The sequence below is a fragment of the Streptomyces sp. CA-288835 genome (assembly GCF_050936385.1).
Lineage (GTDB): Bacteria > Actinomycetota > Actinomycetes > Streptomycetales > Streptomycetaceae > Streptomyces.
The window spans coordinates 570,163-592,551 of the sequence record NZ_JBNJMW010000001.1 but is presented as its reverse complement, the minus strand read 5'-3'; the positions used below and the strand labels follow the sequence as shown (position 1 = coordinate 592,551).

Here is a 22,389-nt window from a genome sequence, read left to right as displayed (position 1 = left end):
GGAGGCCTGCCGGGAAACGGGGGTGGTGCCGGCGGTGCCACTGGCACCTGTGGCGTCAGGAGGTGACGGAGAATCCGCTGAAGACGGCTTCGATGTTCTCGCCGGGGTAGTTGGCGTTGGCCGCGCTGGCGACCATCCCGGCATCACCGGTGCCGGTGGCCGACGGCACCTGGGCGGTGCCGACCTGCGACCAGGTCTCGCCGTCCTTGCTGGAGTACGCGGTGTAGGTGGCGCCGTCCCGGGTCAGCTTGAGATACGCCGGGTGGTAGGTGGAGCCACCGCCCGCCCAGGTGTCGAGCTTCCCGTCGCCGTCGCTGTCGGTCATGAACTCCAGGCCGTACTGCTCGGTCATGACCAGCACCGCGTAACCGCCCTTTTCGGGCGCGGTCAGGTCGTTGGCTAGGGCGATCCCGGCTTTCCCGACTGGTGACGCGCTGTCCTGGGAGACCAACTGGGCCTGCACGGTGGCCTTCTCCCCGGCGGCGTCGTCGCGGTAGATGACGCCCTTCTCGTCCTTCCAGCCGGACAGGTCCTGGCCGCCCGCCCAGATGGCGAACTGGTCGCCGCCCTGGGCGTATTGGGCACCCCCGGAGGTGGTGTCAGCCGTCAGATACGGCTCCTGCACGCTTCCCGGGGCGGCCTTCACCTGCGCCCGCACTGTGTCGGACACCTTCTGCGAGCCGTTGCCACCGTTGTAGGTGGCGGTGCCGGTGAGGTCATGGCTGCCCCAGCGGGCGTCGTCGGCCGGGGACACCGTCCAGGTGGTGGTGAGGGTGGCGCCGTTCTTGAGGGACTTCGCGGTGGTCGGGCCGGTCGCCTTGGCGGTCCAGCCGTCGGGCAGGTCCAGTGCCGCCTTGGCGTTCTTGAGGGTCCGGGTGCCCCAGTTGGTCACCTCGGTGGTCACCTCGAACGGCTTACCGGCGTCGGTGGACGGGGCGTCCGGGGTGATCAGGACGGAGGCGGCCGGCGCGTCGTCGCGCTTGAGCGCCTTGACGGCCTTGGCGGCACCCTTGGCCTTGAGGTTGACGAAGGCCGGGGTGACGCCGAGCGGTGCCGCGTACCCCTTGAGGGTCTTGGGACCGCGGATCACGGTGCCCTGGTTCACGTCGTACCACGTGCCCGGCGGCAGATGGACGGAGCGGGTGGCGCCGGTACTCAGCTTGGGTGCGGCCAGCACGGCTGGGCCGAGCATCCACTCGTCGGTGACCGTGTAACTCGCTTCGTCCTTCGGGAAGTCGAAGAACAGCGGCCGCATGATCGGGTCGCCGGTCTTCAGCGTGCTCTGCACCTGGTCCCAGATATAGGGGGCGAGCTTCTCGTGGGTCTCGATCGCCTCCCGGTAGAGGTCGACCGTCTCCTGGTCGTAGTCCACCTTCTGCCCGGTGGTGGTGTCGTTGGTGTCCACCGGGGAGGTCGACGCGTACATCAGCGGCATCAGCGAGGCGGATTGCGCCCACCGCACCAGTACGTCCTTCGTCGGTGCGGGCTGGCCGCCGGAGCCGCCGATCATGTCGGACTCGACGAACGGGTAGCCGATGGTGGAGATGGCCAGGTTCTGGGTGGCGGAGGCGCGCAGGGAGTCCCAGCCGGTGCCCTTGTCGACCTGGCGGGTGACGAAGCCCGCCTCATGGGCCGTCTGGTTCCAGTGCACCCGGATGCCGGCGCCCTGGAGGTCGAACTCGTCGGCGAGCTCGGTGCCGAGCTTCTGGTAGTCCGTGGCCTGGTGGCCCTCGCGCGGCGCGCACTTCTCGTCGAAGAAGCGGGTGTCGAACTTCAGCCCGTCGATGTCGTACGTGTCCATCAGCTTCTTGAGGTTGCCCTCGTACCAGGCCTTGGCGTCGGGGTTCGCCAGGTCGATGATCCCGGCCTGGCCGTTCCACCAGGTCACTTCGCACGGTTTGCTCGTGTCCTTGGCGTCCATGAGCAAGTAGCCGTTGTCGACGGCGTACTGGTAGTTGTCGGAGTCCAGGTTGATCCACAGGGTGACCCAGATGCCGAAGTCGAACCCCATGTCGTGGATCTTCTTGGACAGGCCCTTGGGATCGGGGAAGGTCTTGGGATCCCAGGTCAGATTGCCGTAGTTCGACTCCCACTTGTCGTCGAGCTGGATGGTGTGCCCGTCCAGGCCGTTGTCGTGGAGGTCGGTGGCGTAGTCGAGCAGTTTCTCCTGGTCGATCTTGGTGTAGAACTGCGCCCAGGAATTCCACAGCGGCTTGGCGTACTGCTCGTACGTGGCGTCACTCTTGGCCGGCTTGCCGACGATGCCGATGTAGTCGCGGTAGACCTCCAGCGGGGTCGACTCGACGAACACGGTGGCCTTGTAGGTGTCGGGCGACTCGACGGTGAAGGTGCCGAGGCCGTCCTTGCCCTTGTTGAGCGCCACGTCCATGACGTCCCCGGTGTCGACGCGCAGACCGGTCGACTTGGAGGTGTACCAGAACGGGTCGATCATGTTGTACGACGCCGGGCCGAAGGTCTCGTGGTCGACCTCACCGGTGTCGAGCGGCCAGGGCTGGTTGACACCGGGACCGCCCTGCGGGGTCTCCGCCTCGCCGTGGCCGTACCAGTGGCCGGCCGATGACAGGTCGTAGGCGAGGCCCAGTTGCTCCGCTCCGCCGCCGTGGACGTCCCAGTCGAGCTGGTAGCGGTCGGCGCGGGGGGTGATCCGGGCCTCCACTGTGGTTCCGTCGAGGGTGCTGTCGGCGGTGACGGTCAGGACGCCGTTCTTCCACGTCCAGTCGGTGACGCCGGTCGCGTGCTGCCATGTGCCGTCGGCCGCGGTGAAGCGCAGGGCGCCGGTGTCGCCGGTGGCGGTGGCGAGCACGGTCTTCCCGGCGCGGCGCGTGGTCAGGGCGAGTTCGTCGGTGGCCACGTCGAGGGTGTAGCCGGGGGCTCCGGCGGAGGCGGGCACGGAGACCGTGACGGCGTGCGCGGTGCGGGACACCTTCGGCCCGTCGGTCGTGGCAGTGGTGGCGGTGGTGGGGCGGGCGGCGGCCGTTGCCGCGGTAGAGCCGGTGACGGGCGCCATCAGCATGGCGGCGGTCAGGGCGGCAGCGAGCAACAGGCCGCCGGGATTGCTCAGTCGGGCGTGCACTCGTGTCCTCCTGTCGGACAGGACGGTGACGGTGACTCAGAAGCTGCGGTGCGTGGTGCCGGTGGCGTGCGGAGTGCGGCGTGCGGAGTGCGTGGTCACGAGGAAGCGCGGCGCTTGGGAGGCTTGATGCCTGTCTGATGCTGCGTGCAGATGCAAGGTTTCAAGCGATTTCGCTCATGTTCTTGCGGTGGCCGCCACCTGTCAACCTATGGGGCATACGGCTTCCCAAGGGCCCTGAGGGCTCTCGTGGAACAGTTGTTGTCCCTGGTGGCAGTCGGTCCCGGGGCCCGCTGAGAGGCCTCGACGGGCCCGGAATCCGTTCGTAACGGACGGGTAAATTCTGCGACTTCCCCGAGATCCGTCCGGGGGCGCCCGGTCAGGCCAGGATCACGGAACGGGCCAGATGGCGCGGATTGTCCGGGTCCAGCCCGCGTGCCGAGGCGAGGGCGGCGGCCAGCCGGTGCACCACGACAAGGTCGGACAGGGGGTCCCGGCCGAGTGCCACCAACTGCCCGCCGGTGCGGGCGATGTCGTCGGCGAGACCGGACGGAAGGGCCGCCGGGTCTCCGAACCACCACGCCACGCGGCCGGGTCCGGTAACACTGATCGGGCCGTGCCGGTACTCCATCACCGGATAGGCCTCCGTCCAGGCGCCCGCCGCCTCACGCATCTTCAGCGCCGCCTCCTGGGCGATCCCGTATGCCCAGCCCTGCCCCAGGAAGGTGAACTGCTCGGCCTCGAGCACCCCGGCCGGCAGCGGTTCGTCCAGCGCAGAGAGCCCCTGCTGCGGCAGATGTCCCAGGTCCTCGCCCAAATGCGCCCGCAGGAGCACCAGTTCCGTGCTGGCGAACCGGGTCTGGACGACCGAGATCTCGTCGGCGAAGTCGAGCACGACGACGGCGTCCGCCAACCCCGTCACCGGCGCCTGCGGTACCGCGGTCACCGCGGTCGTGGGGGTGCGCCCGTGCAGTCGGCGGAGCAGCTCCAGCACCTCGGTCGTGGTGCCGGACCGGGTCAGCGCGACCACCCGGTCGTAGGCACGCCCGGCCGGCATCTCGGAGGCGGGAAAGGCGTCGGTCTCGCCGTGGCCACCCGACTCCCTCAGCGCCGCGTACGCCTGGGCGATGAACCAGGACGTCCCGCAGCCGACGACAGCCACCCGCTCGCCGGTTCGGGGCAGCGAGGCGAGGCCGTCGGGCCGCCGGGCCAATGCCACGGCCTGCCGCCAGCAGTCGGGCTGGGTGGCGATCTCGATCTCGGTCTGACTCATCGGGAGTCTCCCCTCTAGGGCGCACGGTGTGACCGATACGTGATGTGACGGCCCTTGACGCCGTGCGCGTTTCATTGAGCATCATGTCGTTGGATGATTGATAACACCAGTAATCGAGCATAAACAAGCAAGCGAGCGCGCCATCGGGCGAGCACGCGCTTGACGAAGCACGCCATGCGTGCGGAGAGGTACTCCGTGAAACGGCACCTCGTATGCCTCGCCGGGGGACTGTCCCTGGCACTGGCCCTCACCGGATGCGGCAAGGGCAGCTCGTCGGAAAGCGGCGGATCCGACGGCAGGACGATCAGGTTCGTCGCGGCGAAGTACGACGACGACACCCAGGTCTACTGGACGGCGCTGATCAAGGACTTCGAATCCGCGAACCCCGGCTACCGGGTGAATCTCGAAGTCGTCGACTGGGAGCAGATGGACTCCAAGGTCAAGACGTACGTCCAGACCAAGCAGGAACCGGACATCCTCAACTACAACAAGTTCTCCGACTTCGCCCGCGACGGCCTGGTCCACAAGGCGCAGGACGTCGTCTCCCCCAAGGTGCTGGCCGACTTCCTCCCGTTGTTCCGGCAGAAGGCGCAGTACGAGGGAACCCAGTACGGTCTGCCCTTCATTTCCAGCGCGCGCCTGTTCTTCTACAACAAGGACATCTTCGCCAAGGCGGGCATCGCCCGGCCGCCGTCCACCTGGGCCGAGGTCGAGGCCGCCGCCAAGAAGATCAAGCAGGCCGGTTACATCGGCCTCGGGCTGCCCCTGGGGGCCGAGGAGGCCCAGGCCGAGTTCCAGATCTGGGCGATGAACAACGGCGGCGGCTGGACCGACACTTCGGGCAAGTGGGCCATCGACCAGCAGGCCAACGTCGACACGCTCACCTATCTGCGGAAACTGACCAAGGACAAGGTCACCCAGCCCAACCCGGAGACCACCAACCGCAAGGACGTCTTCAACCAGTTCGCCCAGGGCAGGATCGGCATGCTGAACGGGGCGGTCTTCATGCGGAAGGGCTTCATCGACCCGGTCGACAAGAAACTGAACTACGGCGTCGCGCCCCTGCCGAGCAAGGACGGCAGTACGCACAAGACGCTCGGTGTGCAGGATTACCTCGTCGCGTTCAAGAAGGGTGAGGGGGCGAACAAGGCGGCGGTGAAGAAGTTCCTCGACTTCTTCTACCAGAAGGAGAACGCCGCCGAGTTCGTCTCCACCGAGGGGTTCCTGTCGGTCACCAAGTCGGCCGGTGAGGTGCTCAGTTCCGACAGCCGGGACGCCGCCTACTACAAGCCGTTCGTCGAGGCCCTCTCCGACGCGGAGTTCGCCCCCACCGATGATCCCGCATGGGCCGCGGTCGACGGCGCCGTGAAACAGCGCATCGGCACGGCGGTGGCGGGCGGCGACCCGGCGAAGGTCCTGGGCGAGATCCAGAAGACCGCGCAGAAGGGCGACTGACCTCGGTGGCCGTACACGATGTCACTGTGAGTGCCACCGGGGCCGAACACCCGGCCCCGGTGGCGCCGACGCCACCCTCGCCGCGCCGCCGTCGCAGGACGTGGCGCGCGCTGGAGCCCGTGTTGTGGCTCGGTCCCGCGGCCCTCCTCATCCTGACCATGGTCGTCTGGCCGGTCATCGAGATGATCCGTACGTCCCTGACACGGGTGAGCTCCACCGGACAGTCCCAGGGGTTCGCCGGCGTCCGCAACTACACCGACCTGTTCGCCGAGGGCGACCTGCCCGGAGTGCTGCTGCGCACCGTCGTGTGGGTCGTCGGAGTCGTCACCGTCACGCTCGTGCTCTCTCTCGGCCTGGCTGGGCTGCTGAACTCCCGGTTCCCCGGGCGCAGGCTGGTGCGGTGGGCGCTGATCGTGCCCTGGGCCTCGTCCGTGCTGATGACGGCGCTCATCTGGCGCTGGATGCTCAACAACTTCTACGGCGTGGTCAACCGGCTGCTCATGGACCTCGGCGTGCTGGACGCGCCCGTCAACTGGCTGGCCGATCCGGGACTGGCCCTCGCCGCGATGATGGGCGTGGCGGTGTTCGTCTCGCTGCCGTTCACCTCGTTCGTCCTGCTGGCCGGTCTGCAGAGCATCCCCGCCGAGGTGTACGAGGCGGCGCGGGTGGACGGCGCAGGACCGGTCCGCGGTTACCTGGGCATCACCCTGCCGCTGCTGCGGCCCTCGCTGGTGGTCGCCGCGATCATCAACATCATCAACGTGTTCAACTCGTTCCCCATCATCTGGGCCATGACGCGCGGCGGCCCCGGTTTCGCCACCGACACGACCACCACCTACCTGTACAAACTCGCCTTCGACAACCAGTCGGTGGGGGAGTCGGCCGCCATGGCCGTCGTCAATTTCGGACTGATCCTGGCTGTGGTGCTGGTCTATCTGCGCGTCGTCCGCCGACAGAAGGACACCACGTGAGCAGGACCGCCGTCATCCCCCGCAAAGGCGCGCCGCGCAGGAGGCGGCCAAGACCGATGAAACTGCGCACCGTCCTGCTCACCGCCGTCGGATGGCTGGTGGCACTGGCGTTTCTCGCGCCCTACGCGGAAATGCTGCTGACGGCGCTCAAACCGACGCCCGAACTGATGAAGTCCCCGCCGTCCTATCTGCCCTCCCGATGGGAGTGGTCGAACTTCACCCACATCTGGTCGCTCACCGACCCGCGCGTCGCGGACGCGCTGGTCTTCTCGCTGTACGTCGCCGGGGCCGCGACGCTGCTCGCCCTGGCCGTCGGGCTGCCCGCCGCGTACTACACCGCCCGGCACCGCTTCCGCGGGCGCGGCGCCTTCCTGCTGCTCGTACTCGTCACCCAGATGTTCGCGCCGACCGCACTGCTGGTCGGCATCTACCGGGAGATGGTCAGCCTCGACCTGACCGACACCGCCGAGGGCCTCATCCTGGTGAACGCCGCGTTCAACCTGCCGTTCTGCGTGTGGATCCTCAACGCGTACTTCGCCAGCATCCCCCGGGAACTGGAGGAGGCGGCCTGGCTCGACGGCACCGGGCGGTTCGGCGCCCTCACCCGTGTCGTACTGCCGCTCGCGATGCCCGGTGTGGTGACCGCGCTCGTCTACACCTTCATCGCCGCGTGGAACGAGTACGTGGTGGCGCTCACCATCACCTCGTCCAGCAACCGGATGACCCTGACCAGGGCGATTCCCGGCTTCGTCACCTCGTACCACGAGCAGTGGCAGTACCTGTTCGCCACTTCGCTCGTCTCGATCGTGCCTGTGGTGGTGCTGTTCGTCTTCGTGGAGCGCCACCTCGTCTCCGGCCTGACCGCGGGCGGCGTCCGGGGATGACGACGGGATGTGCGTCGCGGCCGGGGCCGGCACGGGAGCGGCGTGCGGTGTCAGGCGCGGATGACCTCCACACCGGCCGCCACGAACGACTTGGTCAGCTCGTCCGAGGCGGCCTTGTCGGTCACCAGGACGTCGATCTCCTCCACCGGGCAGATGCGGGCGAAGGCCCGCTGGCCCAGCTTGGAGGAGTCGGCGACCGCGATGACCTGCTGCGCGCGGCGGGCCAGCGCCCGGTTGATGCTGGCCTCGCCCTCGTGGTGGGCGGTCGCCCCGTGGGCCACATCGATGGCATCCACCCCGATGAAGACCTGGTCCAGCGCGATCTCCGCGAGCAGTTCGGTGGCCAGCGGCCCGATCAACTCATAGGACGCCGGCCGGGCCACTCCACCGGTCACCACGAGCTTGACATGGCGCCGCACGACCAACTCGTTGGCGATGTTCAGGGCGTTGGTCACCACGGTGACCGCCGTCTCCGCGCCGCCGGAACTCAGGTCGGCGCGGGTGGCCAGTGCCCGCGCCACCTCGGTGGTCGTCGTGCCGCCGTTCAACCCCACCACGGCGCCGGCCTTCACCAGCTCGGCGGCCGCGTGCGCGATCCGCTCCTTCTCCGGAGCGTTGCGCGCGGCCTTGTAGCGCAGTGGCAGGTCGTAGGCGATGGCGTTGAGCGAGGCCCCGCCGTGCGTGCGGGTGACCATCTGCTGGCGGGCCAGCTCGTCGAGGTCTCGCCTGATCGTCGCGGCGGAGACCCCCAACTCCTCGGCAGCCGCCTCGACTTCGATCCGCCCGTCGCGCGTCAGCATCTCCAGCAGCGCGCTCCACCGGGCCTGCGGTCCCGCCATGTCTCACAACTCCCTGTCGCTGGTGTGCGCCACGATGTGCGCACCTCCATGGAATCACAACGCTTGATTGGGTATTTTATGGTCGCCAAACGAGCAAAACCCTGCACTCCTCATGAGTCCATGCCGCTGTCGCGGCCCACGCACGCCGCGATCGGAGGCCGTCCGTGCCGCTGACTCCCACCGCCGACGTGGTGAGCTCCGCGTGCCGCGGCAGACGGGCCGTAGGCGCCTTCAACGTGATCACTCTGGAGCACGCCGAGGCCGTGGTCACCGGGGCGGAAGCCGCGGGCTGCGCGGTCATCTGCCAGATCAGCGAGAACGCCGTGCGGTTCCATGGCAACCGGCTCGCCCCGATAGCCCGCGCCACCGCCGCGCTCGCCGAGGTGGCCGCCGTCCCCGTGGCGCTGCACCTCGACCATGTCACCGACGAAGCGCTGCTGCGCCGCGCCGCGGACTGCGGCTTCGGATCCGTCATGTTCGACGCGTCCGCGCTGCCGCACGCCGAGAACGTCGCCGCCACGCGCGCCGCGGCGCGGTGGGCGCACGCCCAGGGACTGTGGGTGGAGGCGGAACTCGGCGAGATCGGAGGCAAGGACGGAGTGCACGCCCCCACGGCACGTACGGACCCCGATCAGGCGCGCGACTTCGTGTCCGCCACCGGGGTCGACGCACTCGCCGTCGCGGTCGGCAGCTCCCACGCGATGACCACACGCACCTCCCGGCTGGACCACGGCCTCATCACCCGCCTCGCCGAGGCGGTCCCCGTGCCGCTGGTTCTGCACGGCGCGACGGGCGTGCCCGACATGGAGCTCCGGCAGGCGGTGGCGGCCGGCATGGTCAAGGTCAACATCGGTACGGCACTGAATGCCGCCTTCACCGGCGCGGTCCGCGACACGCTTGCCGCGGCGCCCACGGTCGTCGACCCCCGTCCGGCCCTCACCGTGGCGCGCCGGGCGATGGCCGATACCGTGACCTCGGCGCTGCGGACCCTGTCGGGCGGCGGATACGGGACGAGATGAGCCGACCGGGGTACGTAGGACCCGGCGGCGCCCCGAACCGCTCGGCGGAGCCCGGCACGGTGACCCTGGTGGCGCAGCCGGTCAGCTCAGTTTTCGGCAGTACAGCGCGTCCGGAGTCCGTGCTGAGCCCACCCGACCCGTGTACGCGATCCCGGCCGCGTACTCGTCGTCCGCGCACTGGCCCTTGTAGCGGCCCTGCGCGAAGTCGCCGCCCTTGGCGGCCGAGCCCCTGTTGTCGCCGCGGTCGAACCAGACGGTACGGCCGCCCGTGCCGAGCCCGCCGGCCGGAGCGGCCGCGCACAGGGCGGCGGAGACGGCGGAGCCGCGAACGCTGTAGCCGGTCAGGAAGTGGCCGTCGGCGCACTGGAGTTTGGTGTATCCGGACGCCCAGTCATGGCCCGGCCTGACGTACCGGTCGTCGACGACCACCACATGTCCGCCGGCCGGATCCCACAAGGGGCCGACGGACACGTCCGAGCACAGACCCCGGTTGCCGGTGTGGCTGAGGCCGAGCAGCCGCTGTCCGTCGGGGCACACAGCCTTGCGGGCGCCGGAGTCCCAGTCGGGCAGGGCCCGTATCCGCCGCGACTGGACGAAGTCGCCGTGATCGGGGCTGAGCATCGACCAGTCCGCCACGGGCTCCACCGGGCCGGTGCGACCCTGGGCCTGGATGAGCCGGGTCCAGGCGGCGGCCCGCCAGTCGTCGCCGTCGTAGAGGCCCATGCGGCGGCCCTCGGCGTCCCAGTGCAGAAGGGCCCAGCCGTTGCCCTTGCGGTCCTCGTGCCAGCCGACGAGCGGCCAGTACGCGAAGTCGGCGTCGGTACGGATCAGGTGGTCGACGAAGTTTCCGAACCAGGCGCGCTGCTTCTGGCCGCTCTCGTCACGGCCTCCGATGCCGAACTCGCTGATCCAGACGGGCGCGGTGAAGTGCCGGTCCTGTTCGGCGGTGACGAAGAAGGCCTGGCGGTTCAGAACGTCGACCAGTTCGGTGGGGGTCAGGTCGCGGTAGCGGGGGTCGCTGGTCTCGCCGGTTCCGGTGGCGCCGCTGTGGTTCGGGCCTGTGTAGTCGTAGAAGTGAGCGGAGTACACGAGCTTGCCGGAGTCGACAAGCGTGTGCGAGAGACGGCGTACGGGCTCCAGGGTGGGGCGTTCGTGGGGGAGTCCGTCGACGGGGATGCCGGTCCAGTTGATGCCCTCCACGATGATCAGGAGGTCGGGGTCGGCCTCCGTCAGGATGCGGTCACCGACGCGCTGGGAGGCGGCGAACCAGTCGTGGTTGTCACCGAGCCCCCAGTTGGGGTCGTCCCAGACATTGCGGCGCACCTCGTTGTAGAGGTCGGCGCCGACGACGCGCTGGTTGTCCCGGTAGCGGCGGGCCATGAAGAGCCAGTCGTTCTCCCAGGTCCCGGCGGACTGGCTCGCGTTCCAGCGCTCGTTGCCGTCGACTCCGCAGCACCAGCGTGTGGTGTTGGTGTGGTTGTTCAGGATCACCGCGAGCCCGGCGGCGGTGAGTTCCCGTACCACGACGTCGTACACCTGTAGCGGGGTCCGGCCGCGCAGGGAGGGATTGGCGGCAACGGCGTCGTCCGTGACGGGACGGCTGTCGTGGATCATCTCGTTGGAGAAGGGCAGCCGGATGCTGTTGATCCCGATCTCCCGGAAACCGGCGATGATCTCGGCCATGGGGGCGCGATCCAGGCCGAGCGGTATCCGGCCGGAGTTCTCGCCCGCGTGGTGGTTGGCGTCCTCGTCCGAGCTTCCTGAACCGCTCCAAGTGCCACTGGCTCCATGCCAGTTGCCGGACCGTAGCCTGAAGCGGTCGCCGTCCGCGTCGACGATCCAACGACCTCGCGTGCTCAGCGGCGGCGTCCAGTCCGCCGCGATCGCGGCGATTTCGGGTCGGGCACCGGCCTCGTGGGCGGGGGCGGGCTCTCGCCCGACTGCTGCCTCGGCGATGGGCGTCAGAGTCACCAGGAGGAGTACGGCGGCCAGCGTGGCCATAGCCCTGATGAAGGATCCGCGCATGGTCACCACCCTGAGGCATGCATTGTCATGGCGCCGTCATCATGGGGGACCGCACAGCATTGGTCCAGTCCTGCGCACAGATCGGGAGTGAGGTCGCGTTTCGACTCGCGGCACAGGAGTGCGCCCAGAAGGGCGCCTGACGGTCACCTTCCCTGGTCAGGCGCCCTTTCTCGGTGTCTAGAAGAAGCCCAGCTTCTTCGGCGAGTACGACACCAGCAGGTTCTTCGTCTGCTGGTAGTGCTCCAGCATCATCTTGTGGGTCTCGCGGCCGATGCCGGACTGCTTGTAGCCGCCGAACGCCGCATGGGCCGGGTATGCGTGGTAGCAGTTCGTCCACACTCGGCCCGCCTGGATCGAACGGCCCGCGCGGTACGCCGTGTTCATGTCCCGCGTCCATACGCCGGCCCCGAGCCCGTACAGCGTGTCGTTGGCGATCTTGATGGCGTCGTCGAAGTCGGCGAACGACGTGACCGAGACGACCGGGCCGAATATCTCCTCCTGGAAGATCCGCATCCGGTTGTCGCCCTGGAAGATCGTCGGCTGGACGTAGTAGCCGCCCGCCAACTCACCGTCGTACTCGATACGGTGACCTCCCGTCAGTACCTTGGCACCCTCCTGCTGGCCGATGTCCAGGTAGGAGAGGATCTTCTCCAGCTGGTCGTTGGAGGCCTGGGCGCCGATCATCGTCTCGGTGTCGAGCGGGTGACCGGGCTTGATCTGCTCGGTGCGGGCGACCGCCGCGTCGAGGAACTCGCTGTAGTGGCCCTGCTGCACAAGCGCCCGTGAAGGACAGGTGCACACCTCGCCCTGGTTGAGCGCGAACATCGTGAAGCCCTCGAGCGCCTTGTCGCGGAAGTCGTCGTCCCGCGCCCACACGTCGTCGAAGAAGATGTTCGGGGACTTGCCGCCGAGTTCCAGCGTGACCGGCTTGATGTTCTCGGAGGCGTACTGCAAGATCAGCCGCCCCGTCGTGGTCTCCCCGGTGAAGGCGACCTTCGCCACGCGCGGGCTGGACGCGAGCGGCTTGCCCGCCTCGACTCCGAACCCGTTGACGATGTTCACGACGCCCGGCGGCAGCAGATCCGCGATCAGGCTCATCCAGTAGTGGATGGACGCCGGAGTCTGCTCGGCGGGCTTGATGACGACCGCGTTGCCCGCGGCGAGCGCCGGGGCCAGCTTCCACACCGCCATCAGGATCGGGAAGTTCCACGGGATGATCTGCGCCACCACACCCAGCGGCTCGTGGAAGTGGTACGCGACGGTGTCGTCGTCCAACTCGCCGAGTGAGCCCTCCTGGGCACGGATCGCCCCCGCGAAGTAGCGGAAGTGGTCGATGGCGAGGGGGATGTCGGCGGCCAGGGTCTCGCGCACCGGCTTGCCGTTCTCCCAGCTCTCGGCGACCGCCAGCTTCTCCAGATTCGCCTCCATACGGTCGGCGATCTTGAGGAGTACATCGGAGCGTGCAGTCACCGAAGTACGGCCCCAGGCCGGGGCGGCCGCGTGTGCCGCGTCGAGCGCGCGCTCCACGTCCTCCGCCGTGCCCCGCGCGATCTCCGTGAACGCCTGCCCGTTCACCGGGCTGGGGTTCTCGAAGTACTGCCCGCGGGCCGGCGGCACATACTCGCCGCCGATGAAGTGGTCGTAGCGCGTCTGGTAGGAGACGATCGCGCCGTCGGTGCCGGGCGCTGCGTAACGGGTCATGCTGTTCTGCCTCCCGGGGAAGGACCGTCCGCCGTTGGGCGGCTCTCGGGGCGAGGGTAGGAGCGGAGACGTTGCAGGTACGTTGCGTGCGTACGGCGGGGGAGTGGGCGCGATGCGGGGCGAAAGGCGAGGCTGGGGCGGCGGGCACGGTCCGTCAGCGTCCGGTCCACCCGCGCGGCGCCGACTGCTCGGCCTCCAGTTCCTTCAGGCGAGCCCGTACGGGCGCCGTCGGCCGTATCGCGGCGAGCGTCCGCCATACGTCGAGATCGTCCTCACCCCACGGAGCGTGCGCCCAGTCCGCCAGCAGGTCCGGATCGCGACAGGCAACGAGCGCCGCGCGCAACCCGTCCGCGAGCCTCCGACGCAGCCGCACCACATCCGGCGCCTGCGAACCGGGCAGCAGCGGGCCCGCGTACGCCCTCGCCGCGGCCGTGACCGCCCCAGTGCTGAGCCCCCGCTCGACGACCGCGATGTCCGACTCCACCGGAACCGACAGCCGGTACGGCCGTGAACCGAGCAGCCCCGCACCGAGGAGCCGCCGCAACCGGGCCAGCTCCGCACGCAAGGTCACCGGCGTCACCGACTCGTCCTCGTACAGCGCGCACAGCAACTCATCGCCGGTCAGCCCCTCCGGGTGCCGGGACAGGAGCACCACGATCTCGCTGTGCCTGCGGCTCAGGCGTAGCCTGCGCCCACCCGCCATGAGCAGCGCCTCATCACGGCCCAGCGCGGTCAGCTCGAGCGCGGCGGTGGTGGCCGGAGCCGGCGCCAGCAGCGCCAGCTGGGACTCCGCGGCCCGCGCCACGGCCTGTACGAAACCCAGGCTGTGCGGATGCGCGAGCCCATCCCCACCGGTGATGTCCACCGCCCCCAACAGCCGCCCCGTGCGCGGATCATGCACGGGAGCCGCCGCGCACGTCCACGGCTGCACACGCCGGATGAAGTGCTCAGCCGCGAAGACCTGCACCGGCCGGTCGAGAGCGACCGCCGTACCCGGAGCATTCGTACCGACCGCCGACTCCGCCCAACGCGCACCCGGCACGAAGTTCATGCCGTCCGCCTTCTGGCGGGTCCCCGCATGGCCCTCGACCCACAGGAGCCTGCCCTGCGCGTCGCACACCGCCAGGAGATGCTCGCCATCCGACGCGAACGTGCCCATGAGTTCACGGAACAGCGGCATGACCCTGGCCAGCGGGTGCTCCGCACGGTAGGAGCCCAGGTCGCCCTCCGTGAGCTCCACCGAGGCGGTGCCGTCCGGTCCCACGCCGGCCCGCGCCGAGCGACGCCACGAGTCGGCCACCACGGAACGTACCGGCAGCGGCATCGTGCCCGCCTCGGTGAACGTTTCATGGGCGCGGCGCAGCACTCGCACCCTCTCGACGGGATCGGACCCCGGTTCCAGGGCAACCCATGGATCGGACAACTCGGCCTCCCCGGAAGGCGATGCGGCTGGGGACATCGTCACTCCGGTGACGAGCGCGGACAAGCGCCACGACCAGGCTCGGTACGGGACTCGGTACGGGAGCACCCCGGGCCCGCTGCCTTGCCCACTGACTTCCGCACCTGGACGGCCCGTCCCTCAGGCGGAGTTGACCAGCCTTATATAGCGTGCCCAGTCCCAGTGCGGCCCCGGATCGGTGTGGTCCGAGCTCGGCACTTCATAGTGCGCGAGGATGTGGGAGCGGTCCTTGGGGATGCCGTACTTGGTGCAGATCGCCGCGGTCAATCTCGCCGACTCCTCGTACATCCGGTCGGTGAAGTATCTGGGCTTGTCCACCCAGCCTTCGTGCTCGATACCGATGCTGCGTGTGTTGTAGTCCCAGTTGCCCGCATGCCAGGCGGTGTCGCGCTCCCGCACTATCTGAGCGACACGGCCGTCGGTCGATCGCACGACGTAGTGCGCGGACACGTTCTTCTCCCGGTTCTGGAAGATCCGCAGAGTGTTCGCATAGCTCGCCTGCGCCACATGAATGATCACGAAGTCGATGGGATGGCTTTTCGGACGGTCGGAGGCCGTGTAGTTGGAGGGGCTCGCCGGAACCCATTCGGCGGGCGCGTAGTCGAACGCCGGAGTCCGGGCGCCCGCCCGTGGACTGGGCAGTAACGCGGTGGAGAGTGTGGCGAGGGCGGCTGTCTGCAGGACGCGTCGCCTGCTGGGAAGTTGCTTGGGCCAGAGGCCGGCACGGTTCAAGAGGGAACTGCCTTTCGGTGGTCAGTGGTGGTGGTGAGTCGCTTCTCGCAGCCGAGCGTGCAGCACGCGAGGTATCTCGCGTTCCGACAGCCGCTCCCTGCGGAGCTTGGCCACGCACGGAAACCCGCCCGCCTCCGACCCGTTGCGGCACAGCGGCAGCACTACTCCTGACATGTGAATCCCCGTTCCCCCGGATCCTTGGACACACGGTCCATGGACAAGTCTGCGTCGCTCTGACAGCGGCGCCTCGCGTGAATTACGGTACGGCGCTTGCCGGTTGAGGAGGAAGTGGTCCCGTCAGATCCGTGGACAACACGGCCATTGTGGATAACTCGGCCACCCACAAGGGTGATTGGCGCAGGCGGCACGGCCAGGGGAGAGGCCGGACATGACTCCAAACGATCAAGCGAGTCCTGGCCTATGCCCCGCTCGCCACCGCCGCCGGATCATCGAGGACAGCCCGCACCACCGAGTGCGCGGCGCCCAGCAGTGGGCCCTCTGGCCCGAGTTGGGAGACGGCCACCGCGCATGCGGGACCGGCCGTGCGCCGAGCCAACTCCCGTTCCAGCGACGGCAGCAGCCACGGCGCGAGTTCGGACAGGGCTCCGCCCAGCACCACGGCTTCGGGGTCCAGCAGATTGACCGCGCCGGTCAGCGCGATGCCGAGCGCGGTTCCGGCGTCGTGCAGAGCCCGCCGTACGTCCTGGTCATCCTGCGCGGCGCGCTCGGCCAGCAGCCCGACGCGGTCCTCGCCCGATTCCAGCCCTGCCGCACGCAGTACGGCCTCCTCGCCCGCGTACTGCTCGAGACAGCCCCGCCCGCCGCACGCACAGGCCGGCCCGTCGGGACGTACCGGCACATGCCCCAACTCGCCCGCGAAACCGTGCCTGCCGCGCAGTAGCCGGCCGTCCACGACCACCGCTCCACCGATACCGATCTCGGCCGAGACATGCAGAAAGTCGCGAGGTGCGGCCTCGTTGAGCCAGAGTTCGGCGAGCCCGCCGAAGTTCGCCTCGTTGTCGACCGTCAGCGGGAACTCGGCGGGGAGCAGCGCACCGAGGTCCGTGTCCTGCCAGTCGAGGTTGGGGGCCCGAACCACGGTCCGGGCGTCGCGGGCCACCAGTCCGGGCACGGCGACGGCGAGACCCGCGGGCCACAGGCCTTCCCGGTCCGCGTCGGCGACGACCTGGCGTACCAGCGCGGTCAGGTCTCTCAGCACCGGTTCGGGCGACCGGCCTCGGTTTGCGCCGTGGCGCACCGCCCGTGCCCGCACCTCGCCGCGCAGATCCACCGCGCACACGGCGAGATGGTCGACGCCCACTTCCGCGCCGATCCCGGCGGGACCGTGCCCGCTGACGGCCAGCGCCGAGCCGGGCCGCCCCACCCGGCCGGGGCGCTCGGGGCCGAGCTCTTCGAGGAGCCCCGAGCGGATCAGCTCGTCCACGAGGGTGGAGACAGCTGCCCGGGTCAGCCCGATGCGGGAGGCGACGGCGGCACGGGACAGCGGCCCCTCGGCGCTGACGGTGTGCATCACGCGCGAGAGGTTGCGGCGGCGCATGCCCTGCTGTGTATCGGGCAGTCGGCGGCCGGGACTGCTCGGGTGGGCCTCGTGCAGCGGTGCGGTCATGCCTCCGTCAGTCCTCGTCTGGGGGCCCCTGTCAGGGCTGCCCTGGTCAGTGCGGGCCGAGGCCCGCGGAGTTGGGGTCTCGTCAGCGCTGATCCGGTCGGCGCTCCAGCAGCGGGGCCGCGTCGGAGAGTACCCCTGCGATGCGCGCCAGGGCAGCCTCGTCCCGCTCCACCGCATCGAGTACGGGTCCGCGCGCGGTGTCCCAGCGCCGGGCCACCGCCGCCGGGTCCTCGCCGGTCAGTACGCCCGCGGCCTGCGCGGCGGCGCCGAGCGCGACCAGTTCCTTGGCCTCGGGCACCTGAACGGGGCGTCCCGACAGGCGGCGTACGGTCTCCTGCCAGGCCGTTCCGCGCGCGCCCCCGCCGATGAGCAGGATGGGAGCCGAACGGTCCGCGTCCGCGTCGAGCACCAGGTCGAGGGCGCCGAGCAGCGAGTGGACGGCGCCGTCGTACGCGGCCTGCAGCAACTGCCCGGGTGTCGTGTCGTGGCGCAGCCCGTGCAGCAGCCCCGAGGCGTGCGGCAGGTCCGGGGTCCGTTCGCCGTCCAGGTAGGGGAGCAGGGTCACGCTCGTGCCCGGCTCGACGGCCTGGCGGTCGATGCCCAGCAGGGTGGCGACGCGGTCCACGGCGAGCGTGCAGTTGAGGGTGCAGGCCAGCGGCAGCCAGTCGCCGCGCGCGTCGGCGAAGCCCGCCACGGTCCCGGTCGGATCGGTGGGGCGGTGCGTCGAGACCGCGTACACCGTGCCGGAGGTGCCGAGGCTGAGCACCGCGGTGCCCGGGCGCAGCCCGAGCCCGAGCGCGGCGGCGGCGTTGTCCCCGGTGCCCGGAGCGACCAGCGTGCCCTTGGAGAAGGGCAGGTCGCCGCTGTCGCGTACGGTTCCGACCACCTCGCCGGGCCGGACCACCCGGGGCAGCAGCGCCGGGTCGAGGCCCACGTGGCGGAGGACCTCCTCGTCGTACGTCTCGGTCCCGGACGCCCACCAGCCCGTACCGGACGCATCGCCCCGGTCGGTCGTGCCAAGCCCCGTGAGGCGCCCGGTGAGGTAGTCGTGGGGCAGGCGTACGGCCGCGGTCGCGCGGATCGCCTCGGGCTCGTTCTCGGCGAGCCACGCCCACTTCGTGACCGTGAAGGAAGGGCCCGGCACGCTGCCCGTGCGCTCGGCCCAGGCCTTCGGGCCGCCCAGTTCGTCCACCAGGCGCCGGGCCTGCGGGGCCGAGCGCACGTCGTTCCACAGCAGGGCGGGGCGTACCGGGTCTCCCTGGGCGTCCAGCGTTATGAGCCCGTGTTGCTGGCCGCCAACGGACACCGCCGCGGCCTCGTGCGCCGCGTCGCCGCACTGGTGCAGCGCCTCGCACAACGCCTCCCACCACTGCCGCGGATCACTTTCACGGCCCGCTCCGGAGGAGACGGTGTGCGGTGCCTGTCCGCTCGCCACCACCTCTCCGGTGGCCGCGTCCACGACCAGCGCTTTGGTGGACTGGGTGGACGTGTCCACGCCGACGACGAGCGGACCCTCGGCTGCTGACATCGGGCTCTCTCCCTCTTTCCGCGGCTCGCGGGGTACGGCCTGCTTCCGGGCGCCCGGACCGACCTGGTCCGGCTTTCACACCTCGTCTCTTCCCAGAGATGCCTTCGCATACTAATTTGTTAAGCGCCATGACGAAATAGTCGGAGCGAGCTAGGAGCCGCGGCATGAACTACCAGCCCACCCCCGAGGACAGGTTCACCTTCGGCCTGTGGACCGTCGGCTGGCAGGGAAGGGACCCGTTCGGCGATGCCACCCGGCGTGCCCTTGACCCCGTCGAGACGGTGCAGCGCCTGTCGGAACTCGGCGCCTACGGAGTGACCTTCCACGACGACGACCTGATCCCCTTCGGATCCTCGGACACCGAGCGCGAGTCGCACATCAAGCGCTTCCGTCAGGCGCTCGACACGACCGGCATGACCGTGCCGATGGCCACCACGAACCTCTTCGCGCACCCCGTCTTCAAGGACGGCGCGTTCACCGCCAACGACCGGGACGTGCGCCGCTACGCACTGCGCAAGACGATCCGCAACATCGACCTCGCGGTCGAGCTGGGCGCCCAGATCTACGTCGCCTGGGGCGGCCGGGAAGGCGCCGAATCCGGCGGCGCCAAGGACGTACGCCTTGCACTCGACCGCATGAAGGAGGCCTTCGACCTCCTCGGCGAGTACGTGACCTCCCAGGGATACGATCTGCGCTTCGCGATCGAGCCCAAGCCGAACGAGCCGCGCGGCGACATCCTCCTGCCGACGGTCGGCCACGCCCTGGCGTTCATCGAGCGCCTGGAGCGGCCGGAGCTGTACGGCGTCAACCCCGAAGTGGGCCACGAGCAGATGGCCGGGCTGAACTTCCCGCACGGCATCGCCCAGGCCCTGTGGGCGGACAAGCTCTTCCACATCGACCTCAACGGCCAGTCCGGCATCAAGTACGACCAGGACCTCCGCTTCGGAGCAGGCGACCTACGGGCGGCGTTCTGGCTCGTGGACCTCCTGGAGAGCGCCGGTTACGCGGGACCGAGGCACTTCGACTTCAAGCCCCCGCGCACCGAGGACCTCGACGGCGTGTGGGCATCGGCCGCGGGCTGTATGCGCAACTACCTCATCCTGAAGGAGCGTGCGGCCGCCTTCCGCGCCGACCCGGAGGTCCAGGAGGCCCTGCGCGCCTCGCGCCTGGACGAACTGGCACAGCCCACCGCCGCGGACGGCCTTCAGGCGCTGCTCGCCGACCGCGCGGCCTTCGAGGAGTTCGACGTGGAGGCCGCCGCCGCGCGCGGGATGGCATTCGAGCGTCTGGACCAGCTGGCCATGGACCACCTGCTGGGCGCCAGGGGCTGATCGACCTCTCCTTGTGAAGCCCTGCGCGGAATTCTGCGGAATCGTGCGATCCATGCCATGAGTCCGTATCAAGTTCCGCGCAGGGGTCGCCTGATGACCGGCTCGAGGCGACTCTTGGCGGTATGGCCACGCCGCCCTTACCGCCCCAGCCTCCCCGGCCGCCGGACAACACACCGCCTTCGGGCAACGGTGGCTATGGCCCGCTGCCCGAAGGCTTCGGTCCGCCTCCCGAGGGTTACGGCCCGCCTTCCGGGGGTTACGGTCCGCCCCCCGGGGGCTACGGGCCGCCGACCGGAGGCGGTGGTCCGCCATGGCAGGGCGGCGGGGACTGGCAGCAACCGCCGCCGCCCCCTGGCCCTCCCACTGGACCGGGAGGGCGTCGCAACGTGCTCTTCATCGTGCTCGCCGTGATCGTGGCGATCGGGGCCGTCGCCGCGGTGGCGCTGGTGGTCACCAGCGACGACGGCTCGTCGGGCAAGAAGTCGCCTGCCGCGAGCAGCGACACCACCGGGAGTACGCCCACGCCATCGCTGAGCATCCCGTCGGAGCTGCCCTCGCTGCCTTCCGATGTGCCCTCCCTGCCCTCCGGAGTGCCCGATCTGCCCACTGACCTGCCCAGCGGTCTGCCCACCGACCTGGAGTCACTGCTGCCGACTCCGGCGGGCAATGAAGTGCCGTACTACATGCTGAAGGCCGGCGACTGCTTCAACGTCGACAACAGCAAGCCCGGCCAGGCCGCGAAGCGGTCGTGCCGTACGGCGCATGACGCCGAAGTCGTCAAAGTGACTGAGCTGACAGGCACTTACTCGACCGATGCCGCCCTCAAGAAGGCGGCGACGGACCTGTGCCAGAAACCCCTGCAGGCCAAGGCGGTCAAGCAGCCGGCCGGAACCGTGCGCGGCACCCTGGTGCAGTATCCGGACTCCACCGGCTTCAAGCTCGGCATCGACAACGTCGCGTGCAGCCTGGCCGCGGACCCCAACGGGAACGGCAAACTCACCAAGCCGCTGACGTGAGCCACGCGCGCGTGGAGCAAAAGCGTCAGCCACGCGCGCGTGCCGGATGAAAACGCGAGCCGGGCGTTCAGATGCCGCTTGCGCGCGGCAGCCGTACGTACGTCACCGTCGTCTCGACTCCGCTGTCCACCAGACGCCCCTGGTCGTCGAACGCGCCCTCGCCGTCCGTCATCCCGAAGTCGTTGTCGTTGATCAGGGCGAGCGTGTCGTGATCCACGCGCGCGACGCCCTCGATCTTCCCGGGCAACCCCTCGACCTTGCCGAGGTCGACGACGAGACGCTTGCGCAGCACCGGAACACCGGAGGCAGCCGGATCATCGAGCTGCTCCAGGGACGGAGACGTGGTGGCGTCGTCCCACTTGCCACCGAGGAGGTCCGCGCCCCGGCCCAGCTTCACGACCTGCAACCTGGCCGCCTTGTCGGTGCGTTCCTCGACGAGCAGCCGGTCACGGCCGACGGCCACCACGGAGGAGATCTTCAGCTCGGACGGGTTGTCCTCGCCCGGGTCGACCACGCTCACCGGGTCGAAGCGGTACGCGTACTCGGCCGTGACCGCCCGCTTCTTCGGCGAGAACCGCAGCAGGCGCGTCGTGGGCGAGGCCTCTCCCGCGTCCTGGTCCGGCACGGACAGCGGGCTCTGCACGGCCACCACCAGGTCCCCGCCTGGGAGTTGGGCGAGCCCTTCGAAGCCCCGGTTGACCTTCCGGTGCAGCAGAATCGAGGGCAGTGCCTCGACGACCGGGTAGTCCGCGCCGGTCAGGTTCAGCCCCTTCGGCACGTAGCGGGTGAGCACCCTCCCGCGCGCGGAGACGTGAACCAGCGAGGGCCCATACTCGTCAGCGAGCCAGAAGCTGCCGTCCTTGGCACGCACGATGCCCTCGGTGTCCACACCGTTCGGGTTGTACGAGAGCGGCGTCTTCGCGTCGTATGAGTACGGCGCTTCGTCGCGTCCCTTCTGGTTGGACAGACCTGTGACGGGCTTCCCGGAGGAGGTCGTGATCGGGATCGCGTTCAGGACCTTCACAGTGTCCCCGGAGACGCGGATCTTCACGATGGCCGGATCGAAGCCGGGCACGGGGAACGTACGGCGCTTCTTGCCGTCCACCGGGATCTGGCCGTTGGGCCCGCGATCGGTGACCGTCCAGAACTCGCCCTTACGACCCGCCGGGTAGAGGTCGCTGCCGATACCGCCGAGGTCCACGCCGCGGTCGTTGTCCACCGTGCCCGGCAGCAGCGCGTTGCTGAACGCACCGAGCGGGATGTCGCCGAGCGTCGCGGTGCGCGTGACCCGCGGCGCGTCCCCGGAGGACGAGCCGACAGCCGTGCCGGACGCCACGAGAGCGGCCAGCAGAGCCAGCGGCACGCCCGCGGCGACCGAACGGTGAACATGGCGCCGACCGACGGCGTGCGGGGACATCGAGCCTCCTGAGGCACAGGT

The 22,389-nt window shown here is 69.6% G+C and carries 16 protein-coding genes; 6 read left to right on the top strand and 10 right to left on the bottom strand.

Features of this window, described 5'->3' with window-relative positions; genetic code table 11:
• Positions 1 to 55: 55 nt before the first annotated feature.
• Both ACQEVY_RS02830 and ACQEVY_RS02825 read right to left on the bottom strand, forming a co-directional pair.
• The gene (locus ACQEVY_RS02830) at positions 56 to 3,034 is read right to left on the bottom strand and encodes a TIM-barrel domain-containing protein (RefSeq protein ID WP_432955035.1); all 2,979 of its coding nucleotides are present in this window, start codon (positions 3,032 to 3,034) and stop codon (positions 56 to 58) included.
• Positions 3,035 to 3,470: 436 nt separating this feature from the next.
• Positions 3,471 to 4,364 carry an SIS domain-containing protein gene (locus ACQEVY_RS02825; protein WP_432944430.1) on the bottom strand — a complete coding sequence of 298 codons (894 nt, stop codon included), beginning with the start codon at positions 4,362 to 4,364 and terminating at the stop codon, positions 3,471 to 3,473.
• Between the two features lie 174 nt (positions 4,365 to 4,538).
• On the opposite strand from ACQEVY_RS02825, the gene ACQEVY_RS02820 reads away from it, so the two are divergent.
• Genes ACQEVY_RS02820 through ACQEVY_RS02810 form a run of 3 tightly spaced genes read left to right on the top strand, consistent with a single transcriptional unit; the run spans position 4,539 to position 7,674 of the window.
• Positions 4,539 to 5,819 (top strand): extracellular solute-binding protein, encoded by a 1,281-nt coding sequence (locus tag ACQEVY_RS02820; protein ID WP_432944428.1) that lies wholly within the window; start codon positions 4,539 to 4,541, stop codon positions 5,817 to 5,819.
• A gap of 26 nt (positions 5,820 to 5,845) precedes the next feature.
• Positions 5,846 to 6,790 carry a carbohydrate ABC transporter permease gene (locus ACQEVY_RS02815; protein WP_432944426.1) on the top strand — a complete coding sequence of 315 codons (945 nt, stop codon included), beginning with the start codon at positions 5,846 to 5,848 and terminating at the stop codon, positions 6,788 to 6,790.
• A gap of 56 nt (positions 6,791 to 6,846) precedes the next feature.
• Positions 6,847 to 7,674 carry a carbohydrate ABC transporter permease gene (locus tag ACQEVY_RS02810; RefSeq protein ID WP_432944424.1) on the top strand — a complete coding sequence of 276 codons (828 nt, stop codon included), beginning with the start codon at positions 6,847 to 6,849 and terminating at the stop codon, positions 7,672 to 7,674.
• 50 nt (positions 7,675 to 7,724) lie between these two features.
• On the opposite strand, the gene ACQEVY_RS02805 is transcribed toward ACQEVY_RS02810, so the two are convergent.
• On the bottom strand, positions 7,725 to 8,513 hold the full coding sequence (locus tag ACQEVY_RS02805; protein ID WP_210571185.1) for a DeoR/GlpR family DNA-binding transcription regulator: 789 nt from the start codon (positions 8,511 to 8,513) through the stop codon (positions 7,725 to 7,727).
• Between the two features lie 164 nt (positions 8,514 to 8,677).
• Between ACQEVY_RS02805 and ACQEVY_RS02800 the strand changes: the two genes are divergently transcribed.
• The gene (locus ACQEVY_RS02800; protein ID WP_432944421.1) at positions 8,678 to 9,532 is read left to right on the top strand and encodes a class II fructose-bisphosphate aldolase; all 855 of its coding nucleotides are present in this window, start codon (positions 8,678 to 8,680) and stop codon (positions 9,530 to 9,532) included.
• An 81-nt stretch (positions 9,533 to 9,613) separates the two neighbouring features.
• Here the strand turns inward: ACQEVY_RS02800 and ACQEVY_RS02795 are convergent, their stop codons facing one another.
• From ACQEVY_RS02795 to xylB, 6 genes are all read right to left on the bottom strand, one after another.
• Complete coding sequence (locus ACQEVY_RS02795) at positions 9,614 to 11,557, bottom strand: glycoside hydrolase family 5 protein (RefSeq protein WP_432944419.1); 1,944 nt, start codon at positions 11,555 to 11,557, stop codon at positions 9,614 to 9,616.
• Between the two features lie 177 nt (positions 11,558 to 11,734).
• The gene (gene exaC, locus ACQEVY_RS02790) at positions 11,735 to 13,258 is read right to left on the bottom strand and encodes an acetaldehyde dehydrogenase ExaC (RefSeq protein WP_432944417.1); all 1,524 of its coding nucleotides are present in this window, start codon (positions 13,256 to 13,258) and stop codon (positions 11,735 to 11,737) included.
• Between the two features lie 154 nt (positions 13,259 to 13,412).
• A complete protein-coding gene (locus ACQEVY_RS02785; RefSeq protein WP_432944415.1) occupies positions 13,413 to 14,717 on the bottom strand; it encodes a GAF domain-containing protein in 1,305 nt (434 codons plus the stop codon).
• 120 nt (positions 14,718 to 14,837) lie between these two features.
• The gene (locus ACQEVY_RS02780; protein WP_432944413.1) at positions 14,838 to 15,449 is read right to left on the bottom strand and encodes an N-acetylmuramoyl-L-alanine amidase; all 612 of its coding nucleotides are present in this window, start codon (positions 15,447 to 15,449) and stop codon (positions 14,838 to 14,840) included.
• Positions 15,450 to 15,867: 418 nt separating this feature from the next.
• The gene (locus ACQEVY_RS02775) at positions 15,868 to 17,076 is read right to left on the bottom strand and encodes an ROK family protein (protein WP_432944411.1); all 1,209 of its coding nucleotides are present in this window, start codon (positions 17,074 to 17,076) and stop codon (positions 15,868 to 15,870) included.
• A gap of 82 nt (positions 17,077 to 17,158) precedes the next feature.
• The gene (gene xylB / locus ACQEVY_RS02770) at positions 17,159 to 18,604 is read right to left on the bottom strand and encodes a xylulokinase (RefSeq protein ID WP_432944409.1); all 1,446 of its coding nucleotides are present in this window, start codon (positions 18,602 to 18,604) and stop codon (positions 17,159 to 17,161) included.
• Positions 18,605 to 18,768: 164 nt separating this feature from the next.
• On the opposite strand from xylB, the gene xylA reads away from it, so the two are divergent.
• Both xylA and ACQEVY_RS02760 read left to right on the top strand, forming a co-directional pair.
• Complete coding sequence (gene xylA, locus ACQEVY_RS02765; RefSeq protein ID WP_432944407.1) at positions 18,769 to 19,935, top strand: xylose isomerase; 1,167 nt, start codon at positions 18,769 to 18,771, stop codon at positions 19,933 to 19,935.
• A gap of 386 nt (positions 19,936 to 20,321) precedes the next feature.
• Positions 20,322 to 20,951 (top strand): hypothetical protein, encoded by a 630-nt coding sequence (locus tag ACQEVY_RS02760; protein ID WP_432944405.1) that lies wholly within the window; start codon positions 20,322 to 20,324, stop codon positions 20,949 to 20,951.
• A gap of 67 nt (positions 20,952 to 21,018) precedes the next feature.
• Here ACQEVY_RS02760 and ACQEVY_RS02755 read toward each other — a convergent pair whose 3' ends face one another.
• Positions 21,019 to 22,368, bottom strand: coding sequence for an esterase-like activity of phytase family protein (locus ACQEVY_RS02755; RefSeq protein ID WP_432944403.1), 1,350 nt, complete (start codon positions 22,366 to 22,368; stop codon positions 21,019 to 21,021).
• Positions 22,369 to 22,389: the final 21 nt, after the last annotated feature.